Here is a 24478-nt window from a genome sequence, read left to right as displayed (position 1 = left end):
AACAGGATTAGGGGGCTTTGCCCCTTGAGCCGGAGGCCATTTAGGCGCAAACTGTGTCACCTGCCACGAATAACGTGGCAATCCGTTCGGATGAAGGTAGCAGGAGAGTGGGGAATCGCCCCCACACCGACGAGGCAATTTCCACCGGTTAACCCGGTTGGAGGTACTCTTTCAGGTGCCGGTCAGCATTGACGGCGTGGACTGTTACTGGACGAGCCTCTGGAGAGACCGGGCATGCCCCGGCGCCGAAGGCGAAAGTGCCGGCTTAGGCCAGCGCGAAACGCTCAGGCAAAAGGACAGAGGAGAGGATGATTGCACCGCCTTGCCTCTGGTGATCTTTCGCTTTTGGCCTTTGCTGCCGCGGTTTCGCAGCCATTTCTTTTCCTCCTCCGTTTATTAATTTAGATGTTTAATAACTGAGGAATCTATGGATTTTCATGCACTTCTTACCCAGATAAACGCTATTGTCTGGGGACCTGCCACCTTACTCTTGCTGGTGGGAACCGGTATTTATCTGAGCTTCAGGCTGGGATTCATTCAACTGTTGCGTCTACCGCTGGCGCTGCAATTGCTGTTCAAACCCGCCAATGGCAAGGGGGAGCTCTCCTCTTTTGCCGCCCTCTGTACCGCACTGTCTGCCACCATAGGCACGGGTAATATTGTCGGGGTGGCTACTGCCATCAAACTCGGTGGCCCCGGAGCTCTGTTCTGGATGTGGGTTGCTGCCTTGTTTGGCATGGCCACCAAGTACGCCGAGTGTCTATTGGCGCTTAAGTTTCGCACCACAGATCGCCACGGTAATATTGCCGGTGGCCCCATGTACTACATAGAAAAAGGCCTGGGGCTCGGTTGGTTGGCCAAGCTGTTTGCGGTTTTCGGTGTCGGTGTCGCTTTTTTCGGTATAGGGACTTTTGCCCAGGTCAACGCGATTTCCGAAGCCATGACCATTGCCTTTGATGTGCCAGCCTGGATCACGGCCGTGGTACTGACCTTGCTGGTGGCTGCTGTGACCTTAGGGGGAGTTAAACGGATTGCGGCTGTGGCACAAAAGTTGGTGCCCACTATGGCTATAGGCTATGTGGTTGCCTGTCTTTGGGTGCTGCTGAGCGCCAGTGAGGCGATTCCGGATGCTATTGCGCTGGTGTTGCATTCCGCCTTCAATCCAGTGGCGGCGACCGGTGGCTTTTTGGGGGCCGGTATTGCCCTGGCGATTCAAACCGGGATAGCTCGCGGAGTGTTCTCCAACGAGTCGGGTTTGGGCAGTGCCCCGATAGCGGCGGCAGCCGCCAAGACCAAGGAACCGGTTGAGCAGGGGCTGGTGAGCATGACGGGCACCTTCTTCGATACCATTATTATCTGCACCATGACGGGTTTGGTACTTATTATTACCGGCGTTTGGAATGGCGATAGCGCCGGGGCCGGTATGACCAGCGCCGCTTTCTCCAGTGCTACCACACCGCTGATTGGCCAGTATTTGGTAACCGTAGCACTGGTGTGTTTTGCCTTTACCACCATTCTTGGCTGGAACTATTATGGCGATCGCTGCTGGAGCTATCTCACCAAGGGCCGCTGGATCCCGCTCTATCGTTGGGTTTTCCTTGGGCTCATTGCTTCGGGCGCCTTTATCACGCTGGATCTCATCTGGCTGCTCGCCGACATAGTCAACGGCTTGATGGCGATACCCAATCTGATAGCCATCATAGGTCTGCGCCACCTGGTGCTGGCAGAAACCCGCAGTTATTTTCAGCGTCTGCGCGGCTGCAGTGATGAGGTTTTGCCTCAGGCCGATGCCTGAGTCTTGAGCGAAGCAATCAAGGCCAGCAACCAGTCTTCAAACCGCCTTATTCTGGCTAATGTGGCAGGCGGTTTAAGGTTATCACTAGTTAGCGGCTGCTATTCGGTAGCTGTTGCTTATATATTGCTGGGCTATCTGGCGGAAAGGGGCTGATAGCTCAGTGTTATGCGCCATGTCAGCAAGAGTCTATTTCACGCCGTGAGTTTAGTTTGCTGTTAGCCGGCAGTGTATTATCCGGCGCTCGCCGATGGATGAATTTTATGTAAATTCGCGCCGAGTTACTTGTGTAACATTATGGCTAATGCTTAAATGACAAGGTTAATTTTTGACCTTTAATCAGTTGGTTGACTTCAGTCGCCTGATGTACTTCGGCATTGAATGCCCAAGAGGGGGGTGCCTGACAATAGGACTTTGCTGTTGCAGAGTCGCAAGGAAATCGTCAGAGAGGCAGATTTATGCCGGATACCGCGACACTCAGAACTTTTCGCAGCCGTATTCTGTTGCAGATAGCCATTCCCTTAATCACTATCATGACTGTGATTTCGGGGGTTACCGGCTGGTATAACTATCAGGATGAAGAAAAGGCCTTCTTTACCGATCTGGCTGAAAAGGCCGACTTTGCTGCCAAGCGGCTTGAGTTTGAATTGTCTCTGGCGCAGCGCAATACCCAAACTCTGGCCTACAGCATTGGGCATCTTGAGTCATTCGAGCGTCTGCAGCAAGCTGACAATCTTTATCAACTGCTTAAAGACAGATTGCAGCGCAACCCCAACTTTTACGGCAGCGCCATCGCCTTTCAGCCCGGATTTCTGCCCGGGCAAAAACGCTTCGCGCCCTATGCTTTCCGCCAGGATCTTTCTATTGCGATTATGGACATAGGTCAGGAAGCCTATGATTACACCAGCGGCGAATGGGGATGGTGGACCGAGGCGCTTAAGCATCCTGACGGTTATTGGTCTCCTCCTTATTTCGACGAGGGTGCCGGCAATGCTTTGATGATCACCTTCTCACAGCCTTTCGGCAGTGAAGCGGCACCTTTGGGAGTCATAACCACAGATCTGGCGCTTTCCAGCTTACCGATTCGCTTGGGAATCGATCCCAAAAAGCTGTTGGTGTTGGATAACCAGGGGCGGCTCATTTATCACCCGGACAATAACCTTAGCCGCAATGCCAAATTGGAAGATTGGCTCGCCAATACCGCTGCAGGAAAGGAAGCGGCGCAACATATCTACGCCGCCGACACCCCTGAAGTGGCTCTGAGTGACCTCAATGGCGTGCAGTACCTTGCCAGTGTTGCCAGAGTGGCACCATTGGAATGGCGGGTATTGGTGATTACCCCACAAAAACAGTTGCTGCGTTCTTTCCTGCAGGATTTCAGCTCGTTAACAATCAATCTGTTGTTATTGGCTATATTGCTGCTGGTGACCAGTTACTGGAGTGCCAAGCGTCTCACCCAGCCCCTGGAGCTGTTGGAAACCGGGATAGTGGACTTCAGCAAGGGGTTGATAAAACGCTTGCAAAAGCCTGAAGGCGTGGTGCGGGAGATTGCTACTCTCAGTAATAAATTCAATGAGATGGCTGAAATTCTCGAAGAGAGGGAACAAGCACTGCTCGACTCCCGTGGCAACAGGTTTGCCAAGCTTATCGATGGCATGAGTGATAAGTCCTTTTACTGCTCTATGGATCCTTACGGCGCCATAGTGCAGGCCAGCGACGGTGTGGAGAAGGTATTGGGCATCTCCCCTGAGGTGCTCAGGCGCAAGTATCAGCGGCTGTTTTCCAGCAACAGTATCAATGAAGCCAACTGGCAGTATATGGAACAGGCGCTGGCCGGTGAGTCCGTACCGCCACATCAGGTGGAGTTGGCCGACGCCGAAGGTGGCTTGAGACGTTTGGATCTGTTTATGCAGCCCTTGCTCGATGATGAAGGTAAGCTGATTTCGGTGGAGATGTTGTTCAACGATGTTACCGAGCAGTTTTCCGCCGCGGCCTGGTCCAACGCAGTGCTGGAAGCGGCGCCGGAGGCGATGCTGATTGTCGATGAAAATGGCATGCTGGTGTTCTCCAACAGCCGCTGTCAGGAGCTATTCGGTTATAACGCTGAAGAGATGCTCAAACTCAACATAGATCAATTGTTGCCGGAAGTCGATCGTTTGCAGCATGCGGCCAAGCGTCATACCTTTGTGACTGACGGTAAGGATCGCATGATGGCCAAGGGCAAGGCGCTGCAGGCGCTCAAGTGTGATGGCTCCCAGTTTCCGGTGCAGATAGGTTTGAGCCTGTTACCGGCCGATCAGAAGGGTAAACACCAGGTGGCGGCATCGATTCGGGATCTGACCGAGCAACTGGCAGTAGAGCGTAAAATTCGCGAGAGCGAAAGCCGTTTTCGCGGTCTGGTATCCAACATCCCCGGCGCTGTTTATCGTACCCGGGTCGATGAACATTGGACCATGGAGTATGTCAGCGACAATATCACTGAGATAAGCGGTTATCCGGCCTGGCACTTTATCGACAGCAAGAAGCGCAGTTATGGCTCCCTGGTTATTGATGAAGACAAGCAACTGTGTATTGACACCATAAATTCGGCTCTGGCCGAGCAGCAAGCCTTCGATGTTGAGTATCGTATTCGCCACCGGGATGGCAGCGTGCGTTGGATCCATGAAAAGGGTAAGGCCAGTTACGACGAAGACGGCAATCCACTGTGGTTCGATGGCAGCCTCAACGACATTACCGACAGCAAGCTGGCTCAGGAAAAGATGGAGCAGTCGCGGGAGCAACTGGAAACCATCACAGAGTCTGTGCCCAGTACTGTGTATCAACTATTTTGGCAAAGCCCGCAGCAACGCAGATTCACCTTCCTTTCCAGTGCAGCCATTGCCACTCTGGGCCACCACAAGAATGAGGTAATGGCCGACTTTGATCTGGTGGCCGAGCGGATTGTTGCCGAAGACAGGGGCAGCATTATTCGGCTGCTTTCCGGTGAGGGGGGGCTGCAGTGGATCAAAGAGTTTCGCTACCGTCACCCTTCCGGCGAGGTGCGTTGGCTCGAGGCCGGTGCCAAAGGCAGCAAACAGCAGGATGGCATGCTCTGGAACGGTTATCTGACCGATATCAGCGGCCGTAAAAAGATGGAAACCGAACTGGCCCAGAGTGAGGCACACTTCCGGGCCCTGTTTGATAACGCAGGCATAGGCATAGTCAACCTGGATGATCGCGGCACCATAATGGATTGTAATGGTCAATTCTGCACTGATATGGGCATGAGTGCCGAACAGCTGAAACGTCGCTCGTTTGCCGATCTGATGGTGCCGGAAGACAGAAGCAAAGCCAACGAGTTGTACGAGCGCTTGCAACAGAGTGACGATCACAGTGTCAGCGGCGAGTGGCGCCTGCTCAGTGCTTCTGGCGAGCCGATGTGGATGGCCGTCAACGCTTCTGAAATTGAGGAAGAAGGTGATCGTGAACGCTCAGTGGTTATGAGCATTGCCAACATCACCCGCTTGAAACTCTTGTCCAATGAGCTGATGACGGCCAAGGATGAAGCCGATGCTGCCAACAAGGCCAAGAGTGACTTTCTTGCCAATATGTCCCACGAGATACGCACCCCGATGAATGCCATTATCGGTATGTCACAACTGTGTCTGCAGACCAAGCTGGATAACAAGCAGCGTAACTATGTGGAAAAAATTGAACGGGCTTCGCAATCCCTGCTGGGGATCATCAATGACATTCTCGACTTTTCCAAGATTGAGGCCGGCAAACTGGATATCGAAGTGGTGCCGTTCCAGCTCGACAATATTCTGGAAGATCTCGGGGATATGTTCTCGGAGCGTGCCGCCGACAAACAATTGGAGCTGTTGTTTGCCGTGGCCCCCAGTGTGCCCAGCTATCTGGAAGGGGATCCGCTACGCCTCAGTCAGGTGTTGATTAACCTGATGAACAACGCCATTAAATTCACCGAGCGCGGTGAAGTGATGCTGTCGATAACTGAGCTTAGCCGAGAGCAGAATGAGGTGCTTCTGAGATTCGCAGTGCGTGACAGTGGCATAGGTCTGACGGCCGAGCAGCAGGCCAGATTATTCAAGTCTTTCAGCCAGGCGGACACTTCAACCACACGTAAATACGGTGGTACCGGGCTTGGGCTGGCGATCTCCAAACAGCTGGTGGAACTGATGGGCGGTGAAATCGGCGTTGAAAGCCAGTTTGGTAACGGCAGTTGTTTCTTCTTTACCGTGCGACTCAAGGTTGCGGAAAACGACAAGCTCAATGTAGAGCAGGAACTGGAAGGTATGCCGATTCTGGTGGTTGATGACAACGGCACCGCCAGAGATATATTGCGTACTACGCTCGAGAGTATGGGCTTTGTCGTCGACTGTGCCCGCAGCGGCATGGAGGCGCTGGAGAAGGTGAAGCGCAAGTCCTACAAGATGGCCCTGATCGATTGGAAGATGCCTGAGCTGGACGGCATGGAAACCGCCCGGCAAATATTGCAGCTAAAGGAGCCGCCACTGATCCTCATGGTATCGGCCCACGCCAACAATGACTTTATCGAACAGTTGGAGCAACTCGGGATCAACGGCTATATCACCAAGCCGGTCAGTGCCTCCAGGCTGCTGGACGGCATTATGTTGGCGCTTGGACGTCAGGGCCATATTCCCGTCAGGCGCAAGGTATTGGATCTTGAATCGCTGCAATTGGCGGCTCTTGCCGGCAAACGAGTGCTGCTGGTGGAAGACAACGAGATGAATCAGGAGGTGGCGACCGAGTTTCTCGAGCAGGTAGGCATAGACCTGTCTATCGCAGAAAACGGCCAGATAGCGCTGGAGAAGTTGGCGCAGCAGCAGTTTGATCTTGTGCTGATGGACTGTCAAATGCCTGTGATGGACGGCTATCAGGCCACAGAAGCGCTGCGTAAGATGCCAGGGCTTGAGCAGTTGCCAGTGGTCGCCATGACGGCCAACGCCATGGCCGGTGACAAGGAGATGTGCCTGATGGCCGGCATGAATGATCACATTGCCAAGCCGATAGAAGTCAGCCTCTTGTATCAGGTGTTGTTGCAGTATCTGGGAGGGGGGCAAGCCCCTGCTGCAGGGAAGAATAACACTGAAATGGCCGATGGTGATGCTCCTGATGATCTGGTGAGCTGGCCGGAACAAGAGAGCTTGGATATCGACCGGGGCTTGCAGCTGGTGCAGCATTCAGAGCGCCTCTATCGGCGCATCTTCGAGCGTTTCCTCGCTAGTCAGGGCAATGTCGGCAAACGGATCCGCAAAGCGCTCAAGGAACAGCAGCAGGAAGAAGCGGTTAGGGCGGCGCATACTTTGAAGGGGCTGGCGGGCAATCTTTGCTCTGAGACTTTGGTGGAAGAGGCTCGGCAATTGGAAGCTAAGTTGGCGGCCGCTGAAGAATGTGAGCAAGAGTTGCAGGCAGTGGAAAAGCGGGTCGCCGTCATTGTCGACGCCATTGCAGATTGGATGGGTGATAAGCCACAAAGCGCTCCTCAGACGCAAGCTGATGCGGCCGAGGAGATGGATATCGAGACGCTTAAAATCGCTTTGCAGCAACTGCAAAGCAGTCTGGAAGATGCCGATGCTGATGCCGTCGTTCAACTGGAAGCATTGAGCCGCCGGGTGAGTAAACCTTTGTGGCAGCGCTTGAAACCTGTCAGCAGCATGGTTGGCAGCTATCAATTTGATGATGCTGCCGACCTTATTCGCGAATTACAGCAAGAGCTGAACGAGGCGGAATAAGCCTGACTATACTCAACGGGTAATTACGGGCTACGGCGGAACCTGCTGTGCCGAGATGCAAATCGGTGTCTGGAGCAAGAGGGAGATTGGGATGGAAAAAGCCACTGTGTTGGTCGTGGATGATACACCGGAGAATATTGATATTCTGCTCGGGATCCTCGGCGATGACTATAAGCTCAAGGTGGCGATAGATGGCCCAAGAGCGCTGGCGTTGGCGCAGAAGAGCCCTCCGGATCTGATCCTCCTGGATGTGATGATGCCGGGTATGAATGGCTATGAAGTCTGTAAGCGTCTCAAGCAAGAGCCTATGACTTGCCATATTCCGGTGATCTTTGTCACCGCTCTCTCTGAAGTGGCCGATGAGACCCAGGGCTTTGATTTGGGCGCTGTCGACTACATCACCAAGCCTGTCAGTGCCCCGATAGTTAAGGCGCGGGTGCGGAACCACCTGGCCCTCTATGATCAGCAGCGCTTGCTGGAACAACAGGTGCGTGAACGCACTCACGAGCTGGAACAGACCCGTTTCGAGATCATTCGTCGTCTGGGCCGCGCTGCCGAATACAAGGATAACGAAACCGGCTTACACGTTATTCGCATGAGCCACTACGCCAAGCTACTGGCGCAGCAAGCCCAGTTGCCGGAACACTTCTGTGAACTACTCTATAATGCGGCGCCCATGCATGATATCGGCAAGATAGGTACGCCGGACGCCGTGCTGAAAAAGCCGGCCAAGCTGGATGCCGAAGAGTGGAGAATCATGCAACAACACGCCGAAATCGGCGCCGAGATTATTGGTGAACACCCGGATCCTCTGTTGCAGATGTCCCGGAGGATAGCATTGACCCACCACGAAAAGTGGGACGGCTCAGGTTATCCCAAAGGTTTAAAAGGCGAAGATATTCCCATTGAGGGGCGAATCGTCGCCATTGCCGATGTCTTTGATGCCCTGACTTCGATTCGACCTTACAAGAAGGCCTGGAGCATAGAAGATACCATGGCGTTGCTGGAGTCTGAGGCAGGGAAACACTTTGACCCTGAACTGGTGGAGCACTTCAAACAGATATTGCCCCAGGTGATTGAAGTGCGTGACACTCATATGGAAACCGAGTCCGGCACCGAATAGCGACAAACTGCGGATAAAAATAAAGGCGCCGACGGCGCCTTTATTGGGTGATTTATTGTTACTCCTGCTCTTCCAGAGAGTAGGGTAGAGGCATTACCGTCAGTTCGCTGTTTTCATCATCGGCGATACGGAATTTGGCACCGACTTCTGTGTCATTGGCCAGTACTGCGGTCAGCAGTAACTCGCCATTTCGTTGTACGGCTTCAATAATGCTGCCACCCTTACGAAAACCTCCTTCCAGCGCCATCTCCAGCGTGGTTTCCGGGGTGACATCGACAGTGGCTTTGCCCTTGAGAATATAGAGGGCTCGCTTGTTGCCGCCGCGATACTTCATTCTGGCCACGGTTTCCTGGCCCATGTAGCAACCCTTGGTGAAGCTGATGCCGTTGATGGCTTGCAGGTTGCACATTTGCGGTACAAATTGGCCCATGTGTGCTGCCGGCAGGTTAGGGTAGGCGGCAAGGATTTCCAGCTCTTGCCAGGCACTGGCATCGACTGGAGGCTGCTGGCAGATGGCATCGGCCTGGGCTTTGGGCAGTACCAGAATAAAGCGCTCGCCGTCCTGCAGCACTGCGCCGCCATCGACAGCGCTGACTTGTTGCTCGGCGTTGAAGCCCGGAAGCTGCTCTGTCAGCCAAGTGCTCGCCTTGGCACCGGCAACACCCAAGAGGCTGTAATCGTCGCTGACATCGACCAGTTCGGCCTTACTGAATACCGCATACTTCTTCAATTGCGGCAAGTCGGCTGCCAGGGTATCTTTTGGCATCATCAATATCAGGGCATCACCCAGAGTAAAGGTTCTGAAGCTTGAAAGCATCTTGCCTTTGGGGTCGCAGTGAGCGCCCCAGCGCCACTGCTCTGTCGTGAGAGAGCTGATATCTGTGGTGACCTGACCGTGGATAAAGCTGCGGCCCTGTTCACCGGTAACGGCAAGCAGACCCAAGTGAGAGAGGCGGGAAATAAGCAGATCCGGAATGCCGGCATCCAGAGGCCAATCGGGCTGAGAAACGCAAATGCTCATAACAAGATCCTGAGATTGAAGGCATTAAGAGATCTGCGATTGTAGCGGATTTGACAGAAATAAACAGGGCGCCAAGGGTAATAAGGCGCCCTGTGAAAATCAGAACAGCAAACGAGTACGGATAGTGCCTTCGATAGACTTGAGTTCTGTTAGTGCTTCTTCTGCCTGAGTGGTATCCACTTCCATTACCACATAACCTATGGTCGGCGTGGTTTGCAGGTACTGGGCTGAAATGTTGATGCCTTTTTCTGAAAACGCCTGGTTAATCTTGATCAGAATACCTGGACGGTTATGGTGAATATGCAGCAGGCGAGAGGCATCTTTATGCTGCGGCAGCGATACTTCCGGGAAGTTGACTGCCGACAGGGTAGAGCCGTTGTCTGAGTATTTGGCCAGCTTGCCGGCAACCTCAATACCTATGTTTTCCTGAGCTTCTTCTGTGCTGCCACCTATGTGAGGGGTCAGCAGCACATTGTCCAGACCGCGCAGCGGGCTTTGGAATTCATCTGTGTTGGACTTGGGCTCAGCCGGAAACACGTCGATGGCAGCACCAGCCAACTGCTGCTCCTTGAGGGCGACGGCCAGGGCGTCGATATCCACCACTGTGCCGCGGGAAGCGTTGATCAATATGCTCCCTTTGCGCATCATCGCCAGTTCGGCCTGGGCAATCATCTCTTTGGTCTGTGGTGTTTCAGGTACATGCAGGCTGACCACATCGGCCTGAGACAGCAGTTGCTCCATGGAGTGAACTTGTTGGGCGTTACCCAGCGGCAGCTTATCTTCGATATCGAAGAAGATCACTTTCATCCCTAAAGTTTCGGCAAGGATCCCAAGCTGGGTGCCGATATGACCATAACCTATAACCCCAAGGGTTTTGCCGCGGGCTTCAAAGCTGCCATTGGCGCTCTTGAGCCAGCCACCACGATGGGCCAGGGCGTTGCGCTGCGGGATCCCGCGCAGCAACATGATGATTTCACCGAGTACCAGTTCGGCCACGCTGCGGGTATTGGAGAAGGGTGCGTTGAATACTGGAATACCCAGTTGCTCGGCAGCCTTGAGATCGACCTGGTTGGTACCGATACAGAAACATCCTATGGCAACCAGCTTTTCAGCTTGTTGCAAGACTTCTTGGGTTAGTTGGGTACGGGAGCGGATTCCGACGAAATGGGCATCTTTGATCGACTGCTGCAGCTCAGTGCCGGAAAGTGATGCCTTATGATACTCGATATTGGTGTAGCCAGCCCTTTCCAGCACATCAACGGCTGATTGGTGGACGCCTTCCAACAACAGGATTTTAATTTTATCCTTGTCCAGCGAGTGTTTCGCCATGATATAGGTACCCTCTTGATTATTAACTAATGTACGTATGCTATGATATTTTCGCTCATGCCCAACCAAAGTAGCACTTTTTTCAGATTAAGTGGAGGGCTAGATGGCTAAAGTATTTTTTCCTAATAGAGAACAATCACTGGCATAAGGAAAGTGGCTTGAAAAACACAATTATCTGGCTGGTCATTTATTTTGCGGTACTTATCTGGTCGGCGATAGCCCCCAAAGATAATTTTACTTGGTGGCTGGAAGCGCTGCCGGGTATGCTGGCGCTGCCGATACTGTTTTTTACCCGTAAGCGTTTCCCGTTGACTCCACTGCTTTATGGCCTGATCTTGGTGCACTGCCTGATCCTCTTTGTCGGTGCCCACTACACCTACGCCGAGGTGCCACTGTTCGATACCTTGGCACAGTGGATGGGTTCTGAGCGCAATAACTACGATAAACTGGGTCACTTGGCGCAAGGGTTTATCCCGGCCATGATTGCTCGGGAGATACTGCTGCGTAATCGGGCAGTGAAGCCGGGTGCCTGGTGTGCCTTTCTAGTCAGTTGTTTTGCCTTGGCCTTATCGGCTTTCTATGAACTGATAGAATGGTGGGTCGCCGTTGCCACCGGAACCGGCGCCGAGGCCTTTCTCGGCACCCAAGGCTACGTTTGGGATACCCAGTCGGATATGCTGATGGCCCTTGTCGGTGCTATCGCTGCCTTGTTCTTCTTATCCTCATTTCATGACCGTCAATTGCGGCATTTAAACGTAGATTGACAGTTGGAACAAAGAGTTTTGAATACACTCTTTACAATCTTCCGTCTGAAAAATCTGTTAAAGATTGTTAGAATAATACTTTATGGTGATGAAAACCGGACGTTATCTGGTCAGAATCGTCTGATGCTTTTTGTGTAGTCGCACTTAAAGTGATTAAGGAAGCTATCCCTTTAGGGATATAAGCAAGACTTTTCAGGGAGAAGAGTAAAAATGAGTAGTATCAATGAGTTGGTTTTTATAAATCAAATAGCCGCCCCTTGTCATTTGGCCATACTGGCCGAGTCCATCGGTCTTAAGACTCGTATAGTACGCCACCCGGAGCAGTTGGAACCGCAGAAGAGCGATAGTACTTTTTATCTAATCTCTCAGAAGGGGGCAGCGCTGGATAATAAGGGGATCCCTTTATTGGCCAGTCGTTTGGTTTCCCATGTTCCGGTCGCCCTTTATCAAGTCTGCAGAGGGTCACTGGATCAGGAATCAGCCATGTTGCTGGGGATCCGCGGAGTGCTCTACTCAGATCAGCGTATCGATCTTATGCTCACTGGTCTACGCAAGATGGTGGCCGATGAGCTCTGGTACGACAGAACCCTTATCAGTAAGATGTTCCGTAAGTTGGTTAAAACTCTGGACACTGGCAATGAGATGTCGGCCGATACGGTTTCCATGCTGCAGATGTTGACCCGGCGTGAACGTACCATTATTCAGCTGGTTTCCAGTGGTGCCAGGAATAAAGAGATAGCCCAGCGTCTGTGTATCAGTGAGCATACGGTCAAGGCGCATATCTCATCGATTTTCCGCAAGACACAATCTCGTAATCGAGTCGAATTGTTGCGTTGGGCCCAGACCTATCAGAGTCACTTCGATCTCATCAGTTGATTTGTCGCTGGATTCAGCCTGAACTTGGCCCCGAATGGGGCTTGTTTATGTTTTGATGGCTTTTTATGTAAGCCAAGTCAGTGGAAAATTCCTGTCAGAGTGCGGCAATCGCCGCTGCTTTGTGCTTTTTTACGCGTTGGGAATGGCTTTCAGCCAAAGCTATGATAGTTGTTGTGCCTGTGGCGAAAGTCGTGGGGCTTAAGCATTCCAATCTGTTCATAGCTTGCGTTCATAAGCACGCTCGCCACCGGCGAGCATTCGCCCTCAGCCACGTTATTTGCGCCAACGGCTGTCGGCGACACCGAGGAGGGATTGGAGCAATTCTGTGAGAGCTAACTTGTTTGAAGTTACCTATATGCCTGCAGACATACACCTCATTTTCAGGCACAGGTGGAACTGTGACCTTCCGAGCCAGGGATGGCGAGGCAGAGCTTACAGGGACGTACTCGCAGCGAGTCACAGGATCGCCTGTGCGAAAAGCGCACCGCAGGTGATTGGCTACATCGTGGCTGGAAGCACGGCCAATACTAACTTAGGAACTTTTAGCTGGAAGCTATGATAGCCGCTGTGCCAGCGGCTTAAAGTCGTGGTGTAAATGCCTCCATGCACAACGGCCAGTTCGCCATCCCTGGCTCTCGCTCGCAGCCAGTCGCTGCGCGACACTCGCCAAACCACACCGGACAAGGGGCTTTGCTTGTCCAAAGCCCCTTGCATCCCCAAGGACACCCCAACGTAGCCGAAATCCCCGCTGGCTTATAAAGCAAATTGGCTACATTCAGGACTCGCCAAATACATCCATGCATAACGGCCAGCTCGCCTTCCTTGGCTCGCGCTCATAAGCTTGTTGCCTAGCAACATTCGCCCTGCTCGACCTTCGAGCCTCGACATCCCTGTCTCGGCTACGCCAATTTACAACAACGCCAGCGGCGGCTCCGAAGGGGGAATTGGTGTAATTCTGTTAGCACTGAGTAGCTTGAAACATCTGAAGTGTCTGCAGACATACACCTCATTTTCAGGCACAGGCGGAACTGTGACCGTCGAAAACAGGGACGTTTTCGTCGAGCGCCCAGGGATGGGTTCACAACAACTTCCTTGTTTAACGGCCAGCTCACCATCCCTGGCTCGCGCTCGAAAGCATGTTGCTGCGCAACTCTCGCCTTGTCACAGGATCGCCTGTGCATAAGCCTGCGGTAGGCAATGAGAAACATCCGTCGCCGGAGGCTCTGCCAATACTAATTAGTAACTTTTAGTTAGAAGCCATGATAGCCACTGTGCCAGCAGTGAGTACTCGCCTTGCTATTCGATGCTTATGGTATGGGGTTTCCAGGAAACCGCTGTAACCATAAGTTTTCAAGCCATAATGACTCACGCTCAGTTGGCAATTGGGCAAATAAAAAGGGAGCCAAGAGGCTCCCTTTCGCACAAAGCGCCAGAGTGATTAGTTCTGGATAACAGTGGCAACGTTGTAGTCGCCGCTTTGGGTTACGCTGATAGCATTGCTGGCGCCGGCCTGAGAACCGACAACCAGGTTTTCGTTACCGCTTTGGGTGATCATCAGGCTGTTACCTGTACCAACCACAGCGAAGGCACCGCCTTCAACACCACTCACCCAGTTGTTGTCACCGCTTTGAACGATTTGAGCCAGGTTGTTATCACCCAGGATCAGCAGGTCTACCAAGTTGAGCTCACCGCTTTGAGTGGTTTCGATATCGGTATTGTTGTAGCCAACCACTGTGACCAAAGCTTCGTTGGCACTGCCATCTTGCTCCATATCCACTTCGTTGTTATCGCCTTCCAATTCGGCATAGGCAAAGTTTTCAGTGCCTTCCTGATGGATTTCGATCTGGTTGTCTTCGCCTGTGGTGAAGGCGACCAGTTCGTTGTAATCGCCCTGTGAGGTCAGGTCCATGCTGTTGTCTGTGCCATAGGCGGCGGCAGTGGCGAAGTTGGTGCTGCCATCCTGCTCCAGGTCGATGTTGTTGTCGTCACCCCAGATTTGGAATTCAACGCCGTTGGTGTCGCCTTCCTGCTGGATATCGACTAGGTTATCGCTACCCTGAATATCGGCAACCAGCAGATCGCCTACCGTGTTGCCGTCACCTTTCTGATAGATTTCAACGTCGTTATCATCACCTGTGGTGAATTCGAGCACTGCGGTGTTGGCAGTGCCGGTTTGCATCATTTCTATGCTGTTTTCAGAGCCGGACAGGGCATAAACAAAGCCAGTGTTCAGAGCGCCAGCCTGATCGATTTCGATACTGTTGTTATCACCGGCAACGCCGCGAACGCCACCTATGTTGGCGTTACCTTCCTGCAGTACAGTCACAGAGTTGCCGTTGCCTACGTTGGGGCTGAAATCAACGGCTATCATGCCGGCTTCGTTGTTGTTACCGTTCTGGCTGATGTAGCCAGAGTTGTCGTTGCCGTTGACACGGAATACCGCAAAGTTGGTGTCACCGTTCTGGTTTACTTCGGCGCTGTTGTTGTCACCGATCAGCTCCACATTGGCTTCGTTGAAGAAACCGGATTGAGCGACAGTTGCAGTGTTGACGTTACCATCCACATCGACGCTGGCCACGTGCCAGTCTTCATTTTGAGTCACAGTGACTTTGTTTTCGTCGCCCTTGGAATCAACATAGGCTTCGTGCCAAACACCGTCTTGAACCACGGTGGCTTCCTGGGCAGAACCTTCCTGATTGATGACAGCCAGGTTCAGAATGCCAGTTTGCTCGGCATAGACTTCCTGTCCTACAGTGCTGCGGCTCTGCTGGTTAACTGATATTTCGTTGACACTACCGGCGAAGGCTTGGGCACTCATACCCAGACCCGTTGTGATAGCCAGTGCAATCAGTGACTTTTTAGCTTGAGATTTCATTAAACGCTCCCTGTGTTTTTAATACTGCGTGATGCTGATAGTGGCTGCATCGGCAATTTGTTGTATCGAAAAATTGGCGCTGCCAAGCTGGTTGAGTTGCACCAGATTGTCATTGCCTATTTGAGTGATGTTTGCCTTATTGGCGTCACCTACCTGCATCATTTCAACCTGGTTATTGACCCCGAGTTGTACTACTTGCGCCTGATTACCCAATCCGACTTGGGTGATGACGGCGCCGTTGTCAATTCCGGCTTGAATTATGATGGCTTGGTTGAAACTGCCTTGTTGCATCAGGTTGACCAAGTTGTCACGTCCCTGAGTTTCCAGCAGTGTCTGGAGGGTGACTGGCAACTCCTGTAATGCATTCACCTGGCGCTCTGTCGCTGCTGTACCAAGACTGGTCAACAAAACGGTTGAACCAAACAGGATTTTTGCGAGTACCGACACCTAAGACTCCTTTTCGTACATATCCTTGATTGAACCAGAGTGGAACAAATCAGCAACAAAAGTTACGCGTATAGGATGGGTGCCGCAATTGGAGTTAAAGGCTATTTAGGCTTTAGTCGATATTGCTTTTTGTAATAATGGTGGTTTGACTTATTTTTGTTTTAAAACAATGCATTGTGTTTTGTTTTTGGCGGCTTATAAGATTATCTATACCTAACACGTCTAGTATCAAAGTCGTATTTTACCGTTTGCTACTATCGCTGTCGTTTTCATTGCGGTAACAATCTATTTGCAATAAATAAACGCCGGATTTCACTCGCTGGTCACTGTTTGCCTGTCGTTTCAAGGAAGTGCCGCAGATGCAAGCCGTTCCGGATACCAAGGGATTATAAGGACTATAGGAAACCCGAATATGTTGAAAAAATTCTCGCCATTGGCAGTAGCTGTCGCTGGGGTTATGGCGCTTGGTAGCGCGCCTGCAATGGCTAAAAACGAGATCCGTTACGCCAAGGACTCTATCCTGGTGGTTTACAAGGATAATGCCACCAAGGAGGAGCGCATCGCGGCTCAGCGCCTGGTACGTGGTACTTTGCGTGATGCCAATGCCGATGGTATAGATGACAAATTTGCCCGCTTGCTTGATGGTCGTCTGGCCAAGCTGAATCTGCGTCAAGGAGCCGATATTGAGCAGGCGATCAAGATGATTTCCAGTCACCCGGCGGTTAAATATGCTGAACCCAACTACATTTTGCGCGCCATAGGCATGCCGGATGATCCTCGTTTCCCTGAACTCTGGGGCATGCATAACACAGGGCAAACCGGTGGTGTGGCCGATGCCGATATAGATGCTCCCGAAGCTTGGGATGTCACTACCGGCAGCACGGATGTGATCATCGGGGTTATCGACACCGGGGTTGATTATACCCATCCGGATCTGCAGGCCAACATGTGGGTCAACCCGGGGGAAATTCCGGGTAACGGCATAGATGATGACGGCAACGGCGTGATTGATGATATTCACGGTTTCAGCGCGGCCAACAACAATGGCGATCCCATGGACGGTAACGGTCATGGTACCCACGTGGCCGGCACCATTGGCGCCAAGGGAAATAACGGCCTGGGTGTCGCCGGAGTCAACTGGGACGTGACTATTATCGGCTGTCAGTTTCTGACTCCTGCAGGTACAGGTTCTACCGCAGATGCCATCGCCTGTATCGACTATATGACAGATCTTAAGGTGAATCATGGTGTCGATATCAAGGCCACCAACAACTCCTGGGGTGGTGGTGGTTTCAGCCAGGCGCTGAAGGATTCCATTGAAACTGCCGGTGACGCCGGTATTCTGTTCCTGGCTGCGGCCGGTAACGACACCACAAATAATGATGCCAGCCCTCATTATCCGTCCAACTATGAATCGGACATAGTGATGTCTATCGCCAGTACCAATAGCTCGGATGATATCTCCTGGTTCTCCAACTGGGGTGCTACCAGTGTAGATATGGCCGCGCCAGGCAGTGCCATTCTGTCAACGGTTCCTGGTGGTGGCTACGAGAGCTATTCGGGCACCTCAATGGCGACACCTATGGTGAGTGGCGTCGCGGCTCTGGTATGGTCTATCAACCCGGATCTGACACCGCTTGAGATGAAAGCACTGTTGATGAATTCGGGTGATGCCAATGCGGCCATGACAGGTAAGAGTGTTGCCGGTACCCGTCTGAATGCGGCCAATGCACTCGATCAAGCTAATCCAAGCCCAAGTTATCGCTTTAGCGTGAGCCCGGCTGCCCGCACCATTGAAGCCGGTGAAAGCACCAGCTATGACTTTAGTGTCGGTAGTGTCGCCGGTTGGAATGGCAGTGTTGAGCTGAGTGTCAGTGTGGAACCCGCTCTGGAAGGGGTATCTTTGTCTGCTACCAATGTTGGTGCCGGTGACAGCTTTACCCTGAACGTCGCCAGCACAGCCGAGACTCAGTGGGGTGATTACGCCATCACGGTATCGGGTAATGACGGCAGTATTGAAAAGAGCAGTGTGGTGAGCCTGGAAATCATCCCTCAAGGGCTGAATGACTTCCCGTACAGCAATGATACCCCGGTGGCTATTGCCGATAACACCACAGTGACCAGCACCATTGAGATCGCCGATCCGCTGCAGATCTTCGGGGTCAACAGCAACGTCAACATCAGCCACACCTGGATTGGTGATTTGACTGTGACCCTGACTTCGCCATCCGGTACCGAAGTGGTGCTGCATAATCGTGAAGGCAGTAGCAATGATGATATCGTCAAGAGTTGGGATTTGAGTGACTTCAACGGTGAAATTGCCCAAGGAACCTGGACTCTGAGTGTGACTGACCACGCCGGTGGTGACAATGGCACCCTGAACAACTGGGGTATGGTGATCACTGCGCTGGGTGAAGCCGGTCCTTCAGCACCTAATGCCGGCTTTGACTATCAAGCCGAAGGTCTGAGCGTCAGCTTCAGCAACAGCAGCTCTGATATCAATGATGATATCGCCGGCTACCACTGGGATTTCGGTGACGGCTCTGTTTCCAGCGAGGCAAACCCTCAACATGTGTATGCCCAGGCTGGTACCTACACAGTGACCCTGACAGCGACCGATGCCACCGAGCTCAGCGACAGTGTCAGCATGGAAGTGCAGGTATTTGCCCACAGCATCTCTGCCGATATCAGCCGCGCCCTCAAGTCCCGTCGTGGCAGCGCCATGGTCGATGTTAACTGGAATGGTGCCCTGGGTGATGAAGTGGCGATTTTCCGCGATGGTGAGCAGATAGCCGTTACCGCCAACGATGGTCAGTTCCGTGATCGCTTCAGCACTGAAGCCGAGAGCGTGACTTATCAGGTTTGTGAACTGGAAGCCGAGCTTTGCTCTGATCCTGTAGTTGCTCAATTCTGATAACCCAAATGGATGAAAGCGGCCAGCTGGCCGCTTTTTTTATAAACACATCGTGCAAAAATTAATTTTTGATGACAGGGGGAGATAACTTCAGAACTTCGCAATCATTTACGCAGGGGGGCGATTGCCCCATTGCTTTACCTTTCATTGAAGTTGCGTCGGTGCAAGCTTATCTGCTTGGTCGGGTTTACTTGGATGCTGGCGGCCAAGTACACTGATTTTCCTAATTGGAGTACTAAGGATAACAATAAGATGAGTATTTGGTTTCGCCCTATCACCCTGGAAGATTGTGCCAAACTGGATGTTGGTATGAGTGGCAAGGGCACCCTGATGCAGACACTGGGGATCCGCATCACAGAGATAGGTGATGACTATATGGTTGCCAGCATGCCGGCATCTCCGGCTATCCACAATCCACTTGGAATAGTCCATGGTGGTGCCAATGTGGCACTGGCAGAGACGGTGGCCAGCTATGCCGCTAATTTTGCGGTGGACTTTGAAAACTACTATTGTGTCGGTCAGGAGATTAACGCCAATCACCTGCGGGCAGCCCGTAATGGAGAACTCAAGGCAACCGCCAGAGCGGTACATTTGGGCAAACGCAGCTCTGTCTGGGAAGTGCTTATTCATAATAGCGCCGGTGAGCTGACCTGTATCTCCCGTATGACCGCGGCCGTGATCAAGCGTTAGGGCCATATGCTAGCGCTGAGTTTGCGTAAAAGCATAGATTAAGGCCAATGTATCGCCTGTTTTTCAAGATTATTTCACTCGCATGGACAACGGGCCTAGTTGCAATTGGGTAGATTGCCAACAGGCCCAAAGCCAATTTTTTAGCTCCAGTATTCATTCTTGCTCCTGTTTGTAAGCGACTATCCTTATAGGCGAGGGGTTGGGAATTTGGCATTCAGGGGCGTCATGATTCGAAGACAGTTGCTGCTGTGAAATAGGGGAGCATGAATGGATACAATCAATATATGGGAGTGGGTCGGATATCTGGCATCAGTAGTGGTGGCTATCTCTCTGATGATGTCCAATATCAAACGGTTGCGCTGGTGGAACCTGCTTGGAGCGGCACTGTTTGTTGCCTATGGTGTGGCCATTGCTGCTTATCCTGTGGCTTTGGTGAACTTCTTTATTGTGCTTATCGATGCCTATTACCTGGTTAAACTCTATCGCACACCAGCGCCTGAATTGCAGTCAAGTGATCAAATAAACGGCGAAAAATCAGATGATAAGTAAGACTGGCAAACCACCGGCGCCCGAGTAATCTCATGGTGCCGGTTTCTATAAAGTTTGTTTCTTGCTTTCGTGACAATGTCAGCTTGTTCTGCTTCAGCCGTTTTTCATCTCGACTGGTAGTCACTGCTATCTCGGTTATCCATTTCTTTATCCTCCACTTATTAAGCCAGCCCCAATGTAATCTATAAATGGAATTGTGATAATCAGTTTTAATCGTTTTTAAAAAATGGTCGTTTGACTAAGATGACCACATCGCCAATATGACTGCTCAAGGGAGCACCTATGGCCACCCTATATGATGTGATTGAAAACTGGTTAAACAAAACAAAGGACTAAGGAGCACGAGATGAGTCAGAAGCAATATATCACCAGCCAGAGCGGCGCCCCTATCGCAGACGATCAGAATTCCCTCTCCGCCGGAGAGCGTGGTCCTCTGTTGCTGCAGGACTGGCACCTGATTGAAAAGTTGGCCCACTTCAACCGCGAGCGGATCCCAGAGCGGGTTGTGCATGCCAAAGGCACGGGTGTTTATGGCACCTTCACAGTGACCAATGATATGAGTCAATACACCATAGCCGAACATTTCCAGGGTGTAGGCACTCAGACCGAGGCCTTTGTTCGCTTCTCGACCGTAGGCGGTGAGATGGGCAGCGCCGATGCCGAGCGCGATCCCCGTGGTTTTGGAGTGCGTTTTTACACCAAACGCGGTAATCATGACATAGTGGGCAATAACACCCCCACTTTTTTCCTGCGTGATGGCATCAAGTTTCCTGACTTTATCCACACTCAGAAGCGTAACCCGCACACCAACTTGAAAGATCCTCAGGCGATGTGGGACTTCTGGTCGCTCAACCCGGAGTCCTTGCATCAGGTGACGGTCTTGATGTCTGACCGGGGCATTCCGGCCAACTATCGGCAGATGCATGGCTTTGGCTCGCACACCTTCTCATTTTGGAATGCCAAGGGTGAGCGCTTCTGGGTCAAGTTCCACTTCAAGACTGAGCAGGGCATAGCCAACCTGACTGAAGAGCAGGCCGCCAAGGTGAAGGGAATCGATCCGGATCATGCCCAGCGCGACATGGTGGCGGCAATCCAGGATGGTAACTTCCCCCGTTGGAAGCTCAAGGTGCAGATAATGCCGGAAGCCGATGCCAATACTTACCATATCAATCCATTTGATTTGACCAAGGTATGGCCACATAAGGACTACCCGCTGATTGAGGTTGGGGTACTGGAGCTCAATCGTCTGCCACAGAACTACTTCGCTGAAGTAGAGCAGGTGGCACTGGCGCCAAGTAACCTGGTTCCCGGTGTTGGCGCATCGCCGGACAAGATGTTGCAGGCTCGCCTGTTTGCCTATGCCGATGCCCAGCGTTATCGGATAGGAGCCAACTATAACCAGTTGCCGGTGAACTGCCCCCATGCGACTCAGGCCAATCACCATCAACGTGCCGGTGCCATGGCCGGGGCTCAGTGCCCTTATCATGGAAGCCAGACAGGTGGCGATGCGTCGGCAAACTATGGCCCCAACTCGCAGCCAAGCGGCCTGCAGGATGCCACAGAGTTCAAAGAGCCGCCGCTGCGCCTGGATGGTGAAGCTGACAGATACAGCCGTTATGGTCAGGATGACTACACCCAGGCTGGCAACCTTTACCGCTTGTTGCCGGAAGAGGAAAAGGCCAGGCTTATCAGCAATATCTGCGGTACTCTGAGCCAAGCGACTCAGGATGTGCAGCAGCGAATGATAGGTCACTTCAGTCAGGCCGATGCCGACTATGGCCGCCGGGTGCAGGAGATGCTGGCCAGCTGATAATTGCACGCCGGAAATAACAGGGGCAGCTTGAGCTGCCCCTTTTGCGCTGTCAGCGGTTGCCCTATTCCCACAACAGGGTGGCAATCCCCAATAGGGCAAACAGCAGGGCGCAACCTTTGTGGATCCAGGTCATGGGCAGCTTGTCGGCACTGAAATGGCCGGCCAGTACCACAGGAACATTCGCTAGCAGCATGCCGACAGTGGTGCCTGTTACTACCATCAGCAGGCTATCGTATTTGGCTGACAGCACCACGGTTGCGACCTGGGTCTTGTCACCCATTTCGGCGATAAAGAACAGCAAACAGGTGGCCACGAAAGGGCCATAGCGGTAGAAGCGGCTCTCTTCGGCATCGACCTTATCGGGCACCAGCACCCAAAGGGCGATGACAAAGAAACTACCGGCAACAAGGTAACGGCCGACATCGGCGCTGAGCCAACCCATGGCCCATTGGCCCAGCCAGGCGGCGGCAAAATGGTTGAGCAGGGTGGCGATAAGGATCCCTGAGATGATTGCGGTCTTGTTTTTGAAACGGGCGGCCAACAATAGGGCCAACAGCTGAGTCTTGTCACCGATTTCGGCTACGGCGACAGTGAGAGTTGAGGCGATGAGAGCTTCCAAAATGGGCGTTCCTTCGGGGTGGCAAAATTCCAAGCACAGTCTACCGCCCACCCCTTTATAATTAGTGCGGTATACCGTACTCAGGTCTTGCCGGGCAAGCCTAAGCTTGCTGTAAGCACCATGGCATGAGGCCAAGTGTGTTGATACTTACCCCTGGGCGGGACCCAGGTTAGCTACTCCCCTAAGACAGAGGCGGCCATTATAACTATAAAGTTCGTTATGGCAACACTGCTCTGATTTCGATAAAAATGAGATTTCTTTATCTGGGAAAGAGGGGGCTGTCGATTTTTTACGCCGCTGAAAGTCGAGAAAATGGTTTATGTTTCCGTTTGACAGCCCTGTATCAGGAATCAAGTCGAAGCATAGGGTAACTGGCTGATAGTCGCGCTTCCCTGCTTGCCCAAGGGCTGTGGCTCTGTTAATGTCCCGGTTAAGTTAATTTTTGAGAAAGAGCCTCAGTGTTGAGTTTGCATCTTTGCAGTCCCCAATTCCGCTGTCCACGATTTAGTTAGCCCCAGTGGCTTGGTGGCATACCTCTTCTGTTTGCTGAGCTGTTGGGGCCAATGAAACTCCGTAAGGCGGAATTTCATCTGCGGCCAAGACGTTACAGCTTGCCAGCTGCGCTGACAATTCGCCTTTCCCCTTGGGTAAATCTGACCTTAAAGATAACAAGACAAAAGAACAGGACGAATTTTAGTGAACTTTAAAATATTGGGCTCTGTAGCCATAGTCGCAGGTACAGCGATAGGCGCCGGTATGTTGGCCTTGCCATTGGCAACGGCTGCTCTGGGCTTACTGCCGGCCCTGCTATTGATGTTGGTCATTTGGGGCATTTCTGCCTACACCTCATTGTTGATGTTGGAAGTCAATCTGCGCTCCGGCGTGGGGGATAACCTGCATGCCATCACAGGTAAAGCCTTGGGTAAGACGGGGCAACTGATTCAAAGCGCCGCCTTTCTCAGCCTGCTGTTTGCCCTGACCGCTGCCTATCTGACCGGCGGCGCCGATCTCCTGGTGCTCAAGGCCAAGGCCTGGTTCGATATGACCCTGGATGGCCAGGACGCGGTACTCTTGTTTACCCTGGCTCTGGGCAGTTTTGCCGCCTTGGGAGTCGGTTGGGTCGATAAGCTCTCCCGCGGGCTGTTTTCTGCCATGATAGTCATGCTGGTGCTGGTGGTACTGTTTCTGTTGCCTGAGGTGAATATGAGCACCTTACTGGAGCAGGCGCCGACCGATTCCTATGCCAATGTGTGGCTGGCCGCCGTGCCTGTGGTATTTACCTCTTTTGGTTTCCATGTCTGTATTGCTACTCTGGTGCGCTATCTCGATGGTGACACGGTTTCCCTACGCAAGGTGCTACTGATAGGCTCCGGCATTCCGCTGGCCTGTTATCTGCTTTGGCTGCTGGTAACCCTGGGTACCGTCGGCGGCGATACCATTCACGGCTTTGGCGGTTCACTGTCGAAACTCATCAGTGCCTTGCAGGCTATCAGCGAGCAGCCTTTGGTGAGCAAGTGCATTGGGCTGTTTGCCGACTTGGCGTTGATCACCTCGTTTCTAGGGGTGACCCTGAGCCTGTTTGACTTCAGCGCCGAGCTTATCCGCGCCAAGAGTAACTTTGTCGGCCGCTTGCAGACTTGGTTGCTGACCTTTATTCCGCCGCTGGCCTGCGCCCTGTATCTGCCGGAAGGTTTTTCAGCGCTGCTGGGGTTTGCCGCCGTGCCTTTAGTGGTGATCATCATCTTCTTGCCGATAGCCATAGCGCTGAAACAGCGGCGTGAGTCGCCGGAAGGCTACAAAGTTGCCGGTGGCAAGCCGGCGATGGCGCTGATGGCCCTCCTGGGGATAGGCATTATAGCTGCCCAGCTGTATGCGACGCTGGGGGCCTAAGCTAAGCCCTTTGTAAGGGAATT

At 52.5% G+C, this 24478-nt stretch carries 15 protein-coding genes and 2 riboswitches; of the genes, 10 read left to right on the top strand and 5 right to left on the bottom strand.

Features of this window, described 5'->3' with window-relative positions; all coding sequences use genetic code 11:
- Positions 1–209 precede the first annotated feature (209 nt).
- A riboswitch (glycine riboswitch) is annotated at positions 210–310 on the top strand.
- A 117-nt stretch (positions 311–427) separates the two neighbouring features.
- The 3 genes from SIL79_RS02800 (at position 428) to SIL79_RS02790 (ending at position 8668) form a co-directional block, all read left to right on the top strand.
- Complete coding sequence (locus SIL79_RS02800) at positions 428–1795, top strand: alanine/glycine:cation symporter family protein (RefSeq protein ID WP_162206718.1); 1368 nt, start codon at positions 428–430, stop codon at positions 1793–1795.
- Positions 1796–2250: 455 nt separating this feature from the next.
- A complete protein-coding gene (locus SIL79_RS02795) occupies positions 2251–7545 on the top strand; it encodes a PAS domain S-box protein (RefSeq protein ID WP_162206717.1) in 5295 nt (1764 codons plus the stop codon).
- A gap of 91 nt (positions 7546–7636) precedes the next feature.
- On the top strand, positions 7637–8668 hold the full coding sequence (locus tag SIL79_RS02790) for a response regulator (protein WP_071476568.1): 1032 nt from the start codon (positions 7637–7639) through the stop codon (positions 8666–8668).
- 58 nt (positions 8669–8726) lie between these two features.
- Here SIL79_RS02790 and ygfZ read toward each other — a convergent pair whose 3' ends face one another.
- Both ygfZ and serA read right to left on the bottom strand, forming a co-directional pair.
- The gene (gene ygfZ / locus SIL79_RS02785; protein ID WP_144360997.1) at positions 8727–9689 is read right to left on the bottom strand and encodes a tRNA-modifying protein YgfZ; all 963 of its coding nucleotides are present in this window, start codon (positions 9687–9689) and stop codon (positions 8727–8729) included.
- 99 nt (positions 9690–9788) lie between these two features.
- Positions 9789–11018: a phosphoglycerate dehydrogenase gene (gene serA / locus SIL79_RS02780; RefSeq protein WP_039035005.1), complete on the bottom strand. Its 1230-nt coding sequence runs from the start codon at positions 11016–11018 to the stop codon at positions 9789–9791.
- A 158-nt stretch (positions 11019–11176) separates the two neighbouring features.
- On the opposite strand from serA, the gene SIL79_RS02775 reads away from it, so the two are divergent.
- Positions 11177–11782: a DUF2238 domain-containing protein gene (locus SIL79_RS02775; RefSeq protein ID WP_071476570.1), complete on the top strand. Its 606-nt coding sequence runs from the start codon at positions 11177–11179 to the stop codon at positions 11780–11782.
- A 210-nt stretch (positions 11783–11992) separates the two neighbouring features.
- A complete protein-coding gene (locus tag SIL79_RS02770; protein ID WP_319618956.1) occupies positions 11993–12658 on the top strand; it encodes a helix-turn-helix transcriptional regulator in 666 nt (221 codons plus the stop codon).
- Positions 12659–14096: 1438 nt separating this feature from the next.
- On the opposite strand, the gene SIL79_RS02765 is transcribed toward SIL79_RS02770, so the two are convergent.
- Both SIL79_RS02765 and SIL79_RS02760 read right to left on the bottom strand, forming a co-directional pair.
- Positions 14097–15533, bottom strand: coding sequence for a curlin (locus tag SIL79_RS02765; RefSeq protein ID WP_144361618.1), 1437 nt, complete (start codon positions 15531–15533; stop codon positions 14097–14099).
- Between the two features lie 18 nt (positions 15534–15551).
- The gene (locus SIL79_RS02760; protein WP_405130409.1) at positions 15552–15980 is read right to left on the bottom strand and encodes a curlin; all 429 of its coding nucleotides are present in this window, start codon (positions 15978–15980) and stop codon (positions 15552–15554) included.
- Positions 15981–16392: 412 nt separating this feature from the next.
- Between SIL79_RS02760 and SIL79_RS02755 the strand changes: the two genes are divergently transcribed.
- From SIL79_RS02755 to katB, 4 genes are all read left to right on the top strand, one after another.
- Positions 16393–18894: a S8 family serine peptidase gene (locus tag SIL79_RS02755; RefSeq protein ID WP_319618955.1), complete on the top strand. Its 2502-nt coding sequence runs from the start codon at positions 16393–16395 to the stop codon at positions 18892–18894.
- 252 nt (positions 18895–19146) lie between these two features.
- A complete protein-coding gene (locus SIL79_RS02750) occupies positions 19147–19584 on the top strand; it encodes a PaaI family thioesterase (RefSeq protein WP_039035581.1) in 438 nt (145 codons plus the stop codon).
- Between the two features lie 267 nt (positions 19585–19851).
- Positions 19852–20133, top strand: coding sequence for a YgjV family protein (locus tag SIL79_RS02745; RefSeq protein WP_039035580.1), 282 nt, complete (start codon positions 19852–19854; stop codon positions 20131–20133).
- Positions 20134–20479: 346 nt separating this feature from the next.
- Complete coding sequence (gene katB / locus SIL79_RS02740; RefSeq protein ID WP_028779401.1) at positions 20480–21943, top strand: catalase KatB; 1464 nt, start codon at positions 20480–20482, stop codon at positions 21941–21943.
- Positions 21944–22007: 64 nt separating this feature from the next.
- On the opposite strand, the gene SIL79_RS02735 is transcribed toward katB, so the two are convergent.
- Positions 22008–22565, bottom strand: coding sequence for a TMEM165/GDT1 family protein (locus SIL79_RS02735; RefSeq protein WP_319618954.1), 558 nt, complete (start codon positions 22563–22565; stop codon positions 22008–22010).
- 92 nt (positions 22566–22657) lie between these two features.
- A riboswitch (yybP-ykoY riboswitch) is annotated at positions 22658–22761 on the bottom strand.
- Between the two features lie 500 nt (positions 22762–23261).
- Here SIL79_RS02735 and SIL79_RS02730 point away from each other — a divergent pair.
- Positions 23262–24455: an aromatic amino acid transport family protein gene (locus tag SIL79_RS02730; protein WP_144361614.1), complete on the top strand. Its 1194-nt coding sequence runs from the start codon at positions 23262–23264 to the stop codon at positions 24453–24455.
- Positions 24456–24478: the final 23 nt, after the last annotated feature.

Source organism: Shewanella indica, assembly GCF_033842865.1.
Lineage (GTDB): Bacteria > Pseudomonadota > Gammaproteobacteria > Enterobacterales > Shewanellaceae > Shewanella > Shewanella indica.
The sequence above is the reverse complement of the archived record's forward strand: the minus strand, read 5'-3'. Positions and strand labels throughout refer to the sequence as shown.

Coding starts and splice junctions, on each gene's coding strand:
- SIL79_RS02750 (WP_039035581.1), top strand. CDS start 19,147: ATGAGTATTTGGTTTCGCCCTATCACCCTGGAAGATTGTGCCAAACTG.
- SIL79_RS02770 (WP_319618956.1), top strand. CDS start 11,993: ATGAGTAGTATCAATGAGTTGGTTTTTATAAATCAAATAGCCGCCCCT.
- SIL79_RS02795 (WP_162206717.1), top strand. CDS start 2,251: ATGCCGGATACCGCGACACTCAGAACTTTTCGCAGCCGTATTCTGTTG.
- serA (WP_039035005.1), bottom strand. CDS start 11,018: ATGGCGAAACACTCGCTGGACAAGGATAAAATTAAAATCCTGTTGTTG.
- ygfZ (WP_144360997.1), bottom strand. CDS start 9,689: ATGAGCATTTGCGTTTCTCAGCCCGATTGGCCTCTGGATGCCGGCATT.
- SIL79_RS02755 (WP_319618955.1), top strand. CDS start 16,393: ATGTTGAAAAAATTCTCGCCATTGGCAGTAGCTGTCGCTGGGGTTATG.
- SIL79_RS02745 (WP_039035580.1), top strand. CDS start 19,852: ATGGATACAATCAATATATGGGAGTGGGTCGGATATCTGGCATCAGTA.
- katB (WP_028779401.1), top strand. CDS start 20,480: ATGAGTCAGAAGCAATATATCACCAGCCAGAGCGGCGCCCCTATCGCA.
- SIL79_RS02765 (WP_144361618.1), bottom strand. CDS start 15,533: ATGAAATCTCAAGCTAAAAAGTCACTGATTGCACTGGCTATCACAACG.
- SIL79_RS02790 (WP_071476568.1), top strand. CDS start 7,637: ATGGAAAAAGCCACTGTGTTGGTCGTGGATGATACACCGGAGAATATT.
- SIL79_RS02800 (WP_162206718.1), top strand. CDS start 428: ATGGATTTTCATGCACTTCTTACCCAGATAAACGCTATTGTCTGGGGA.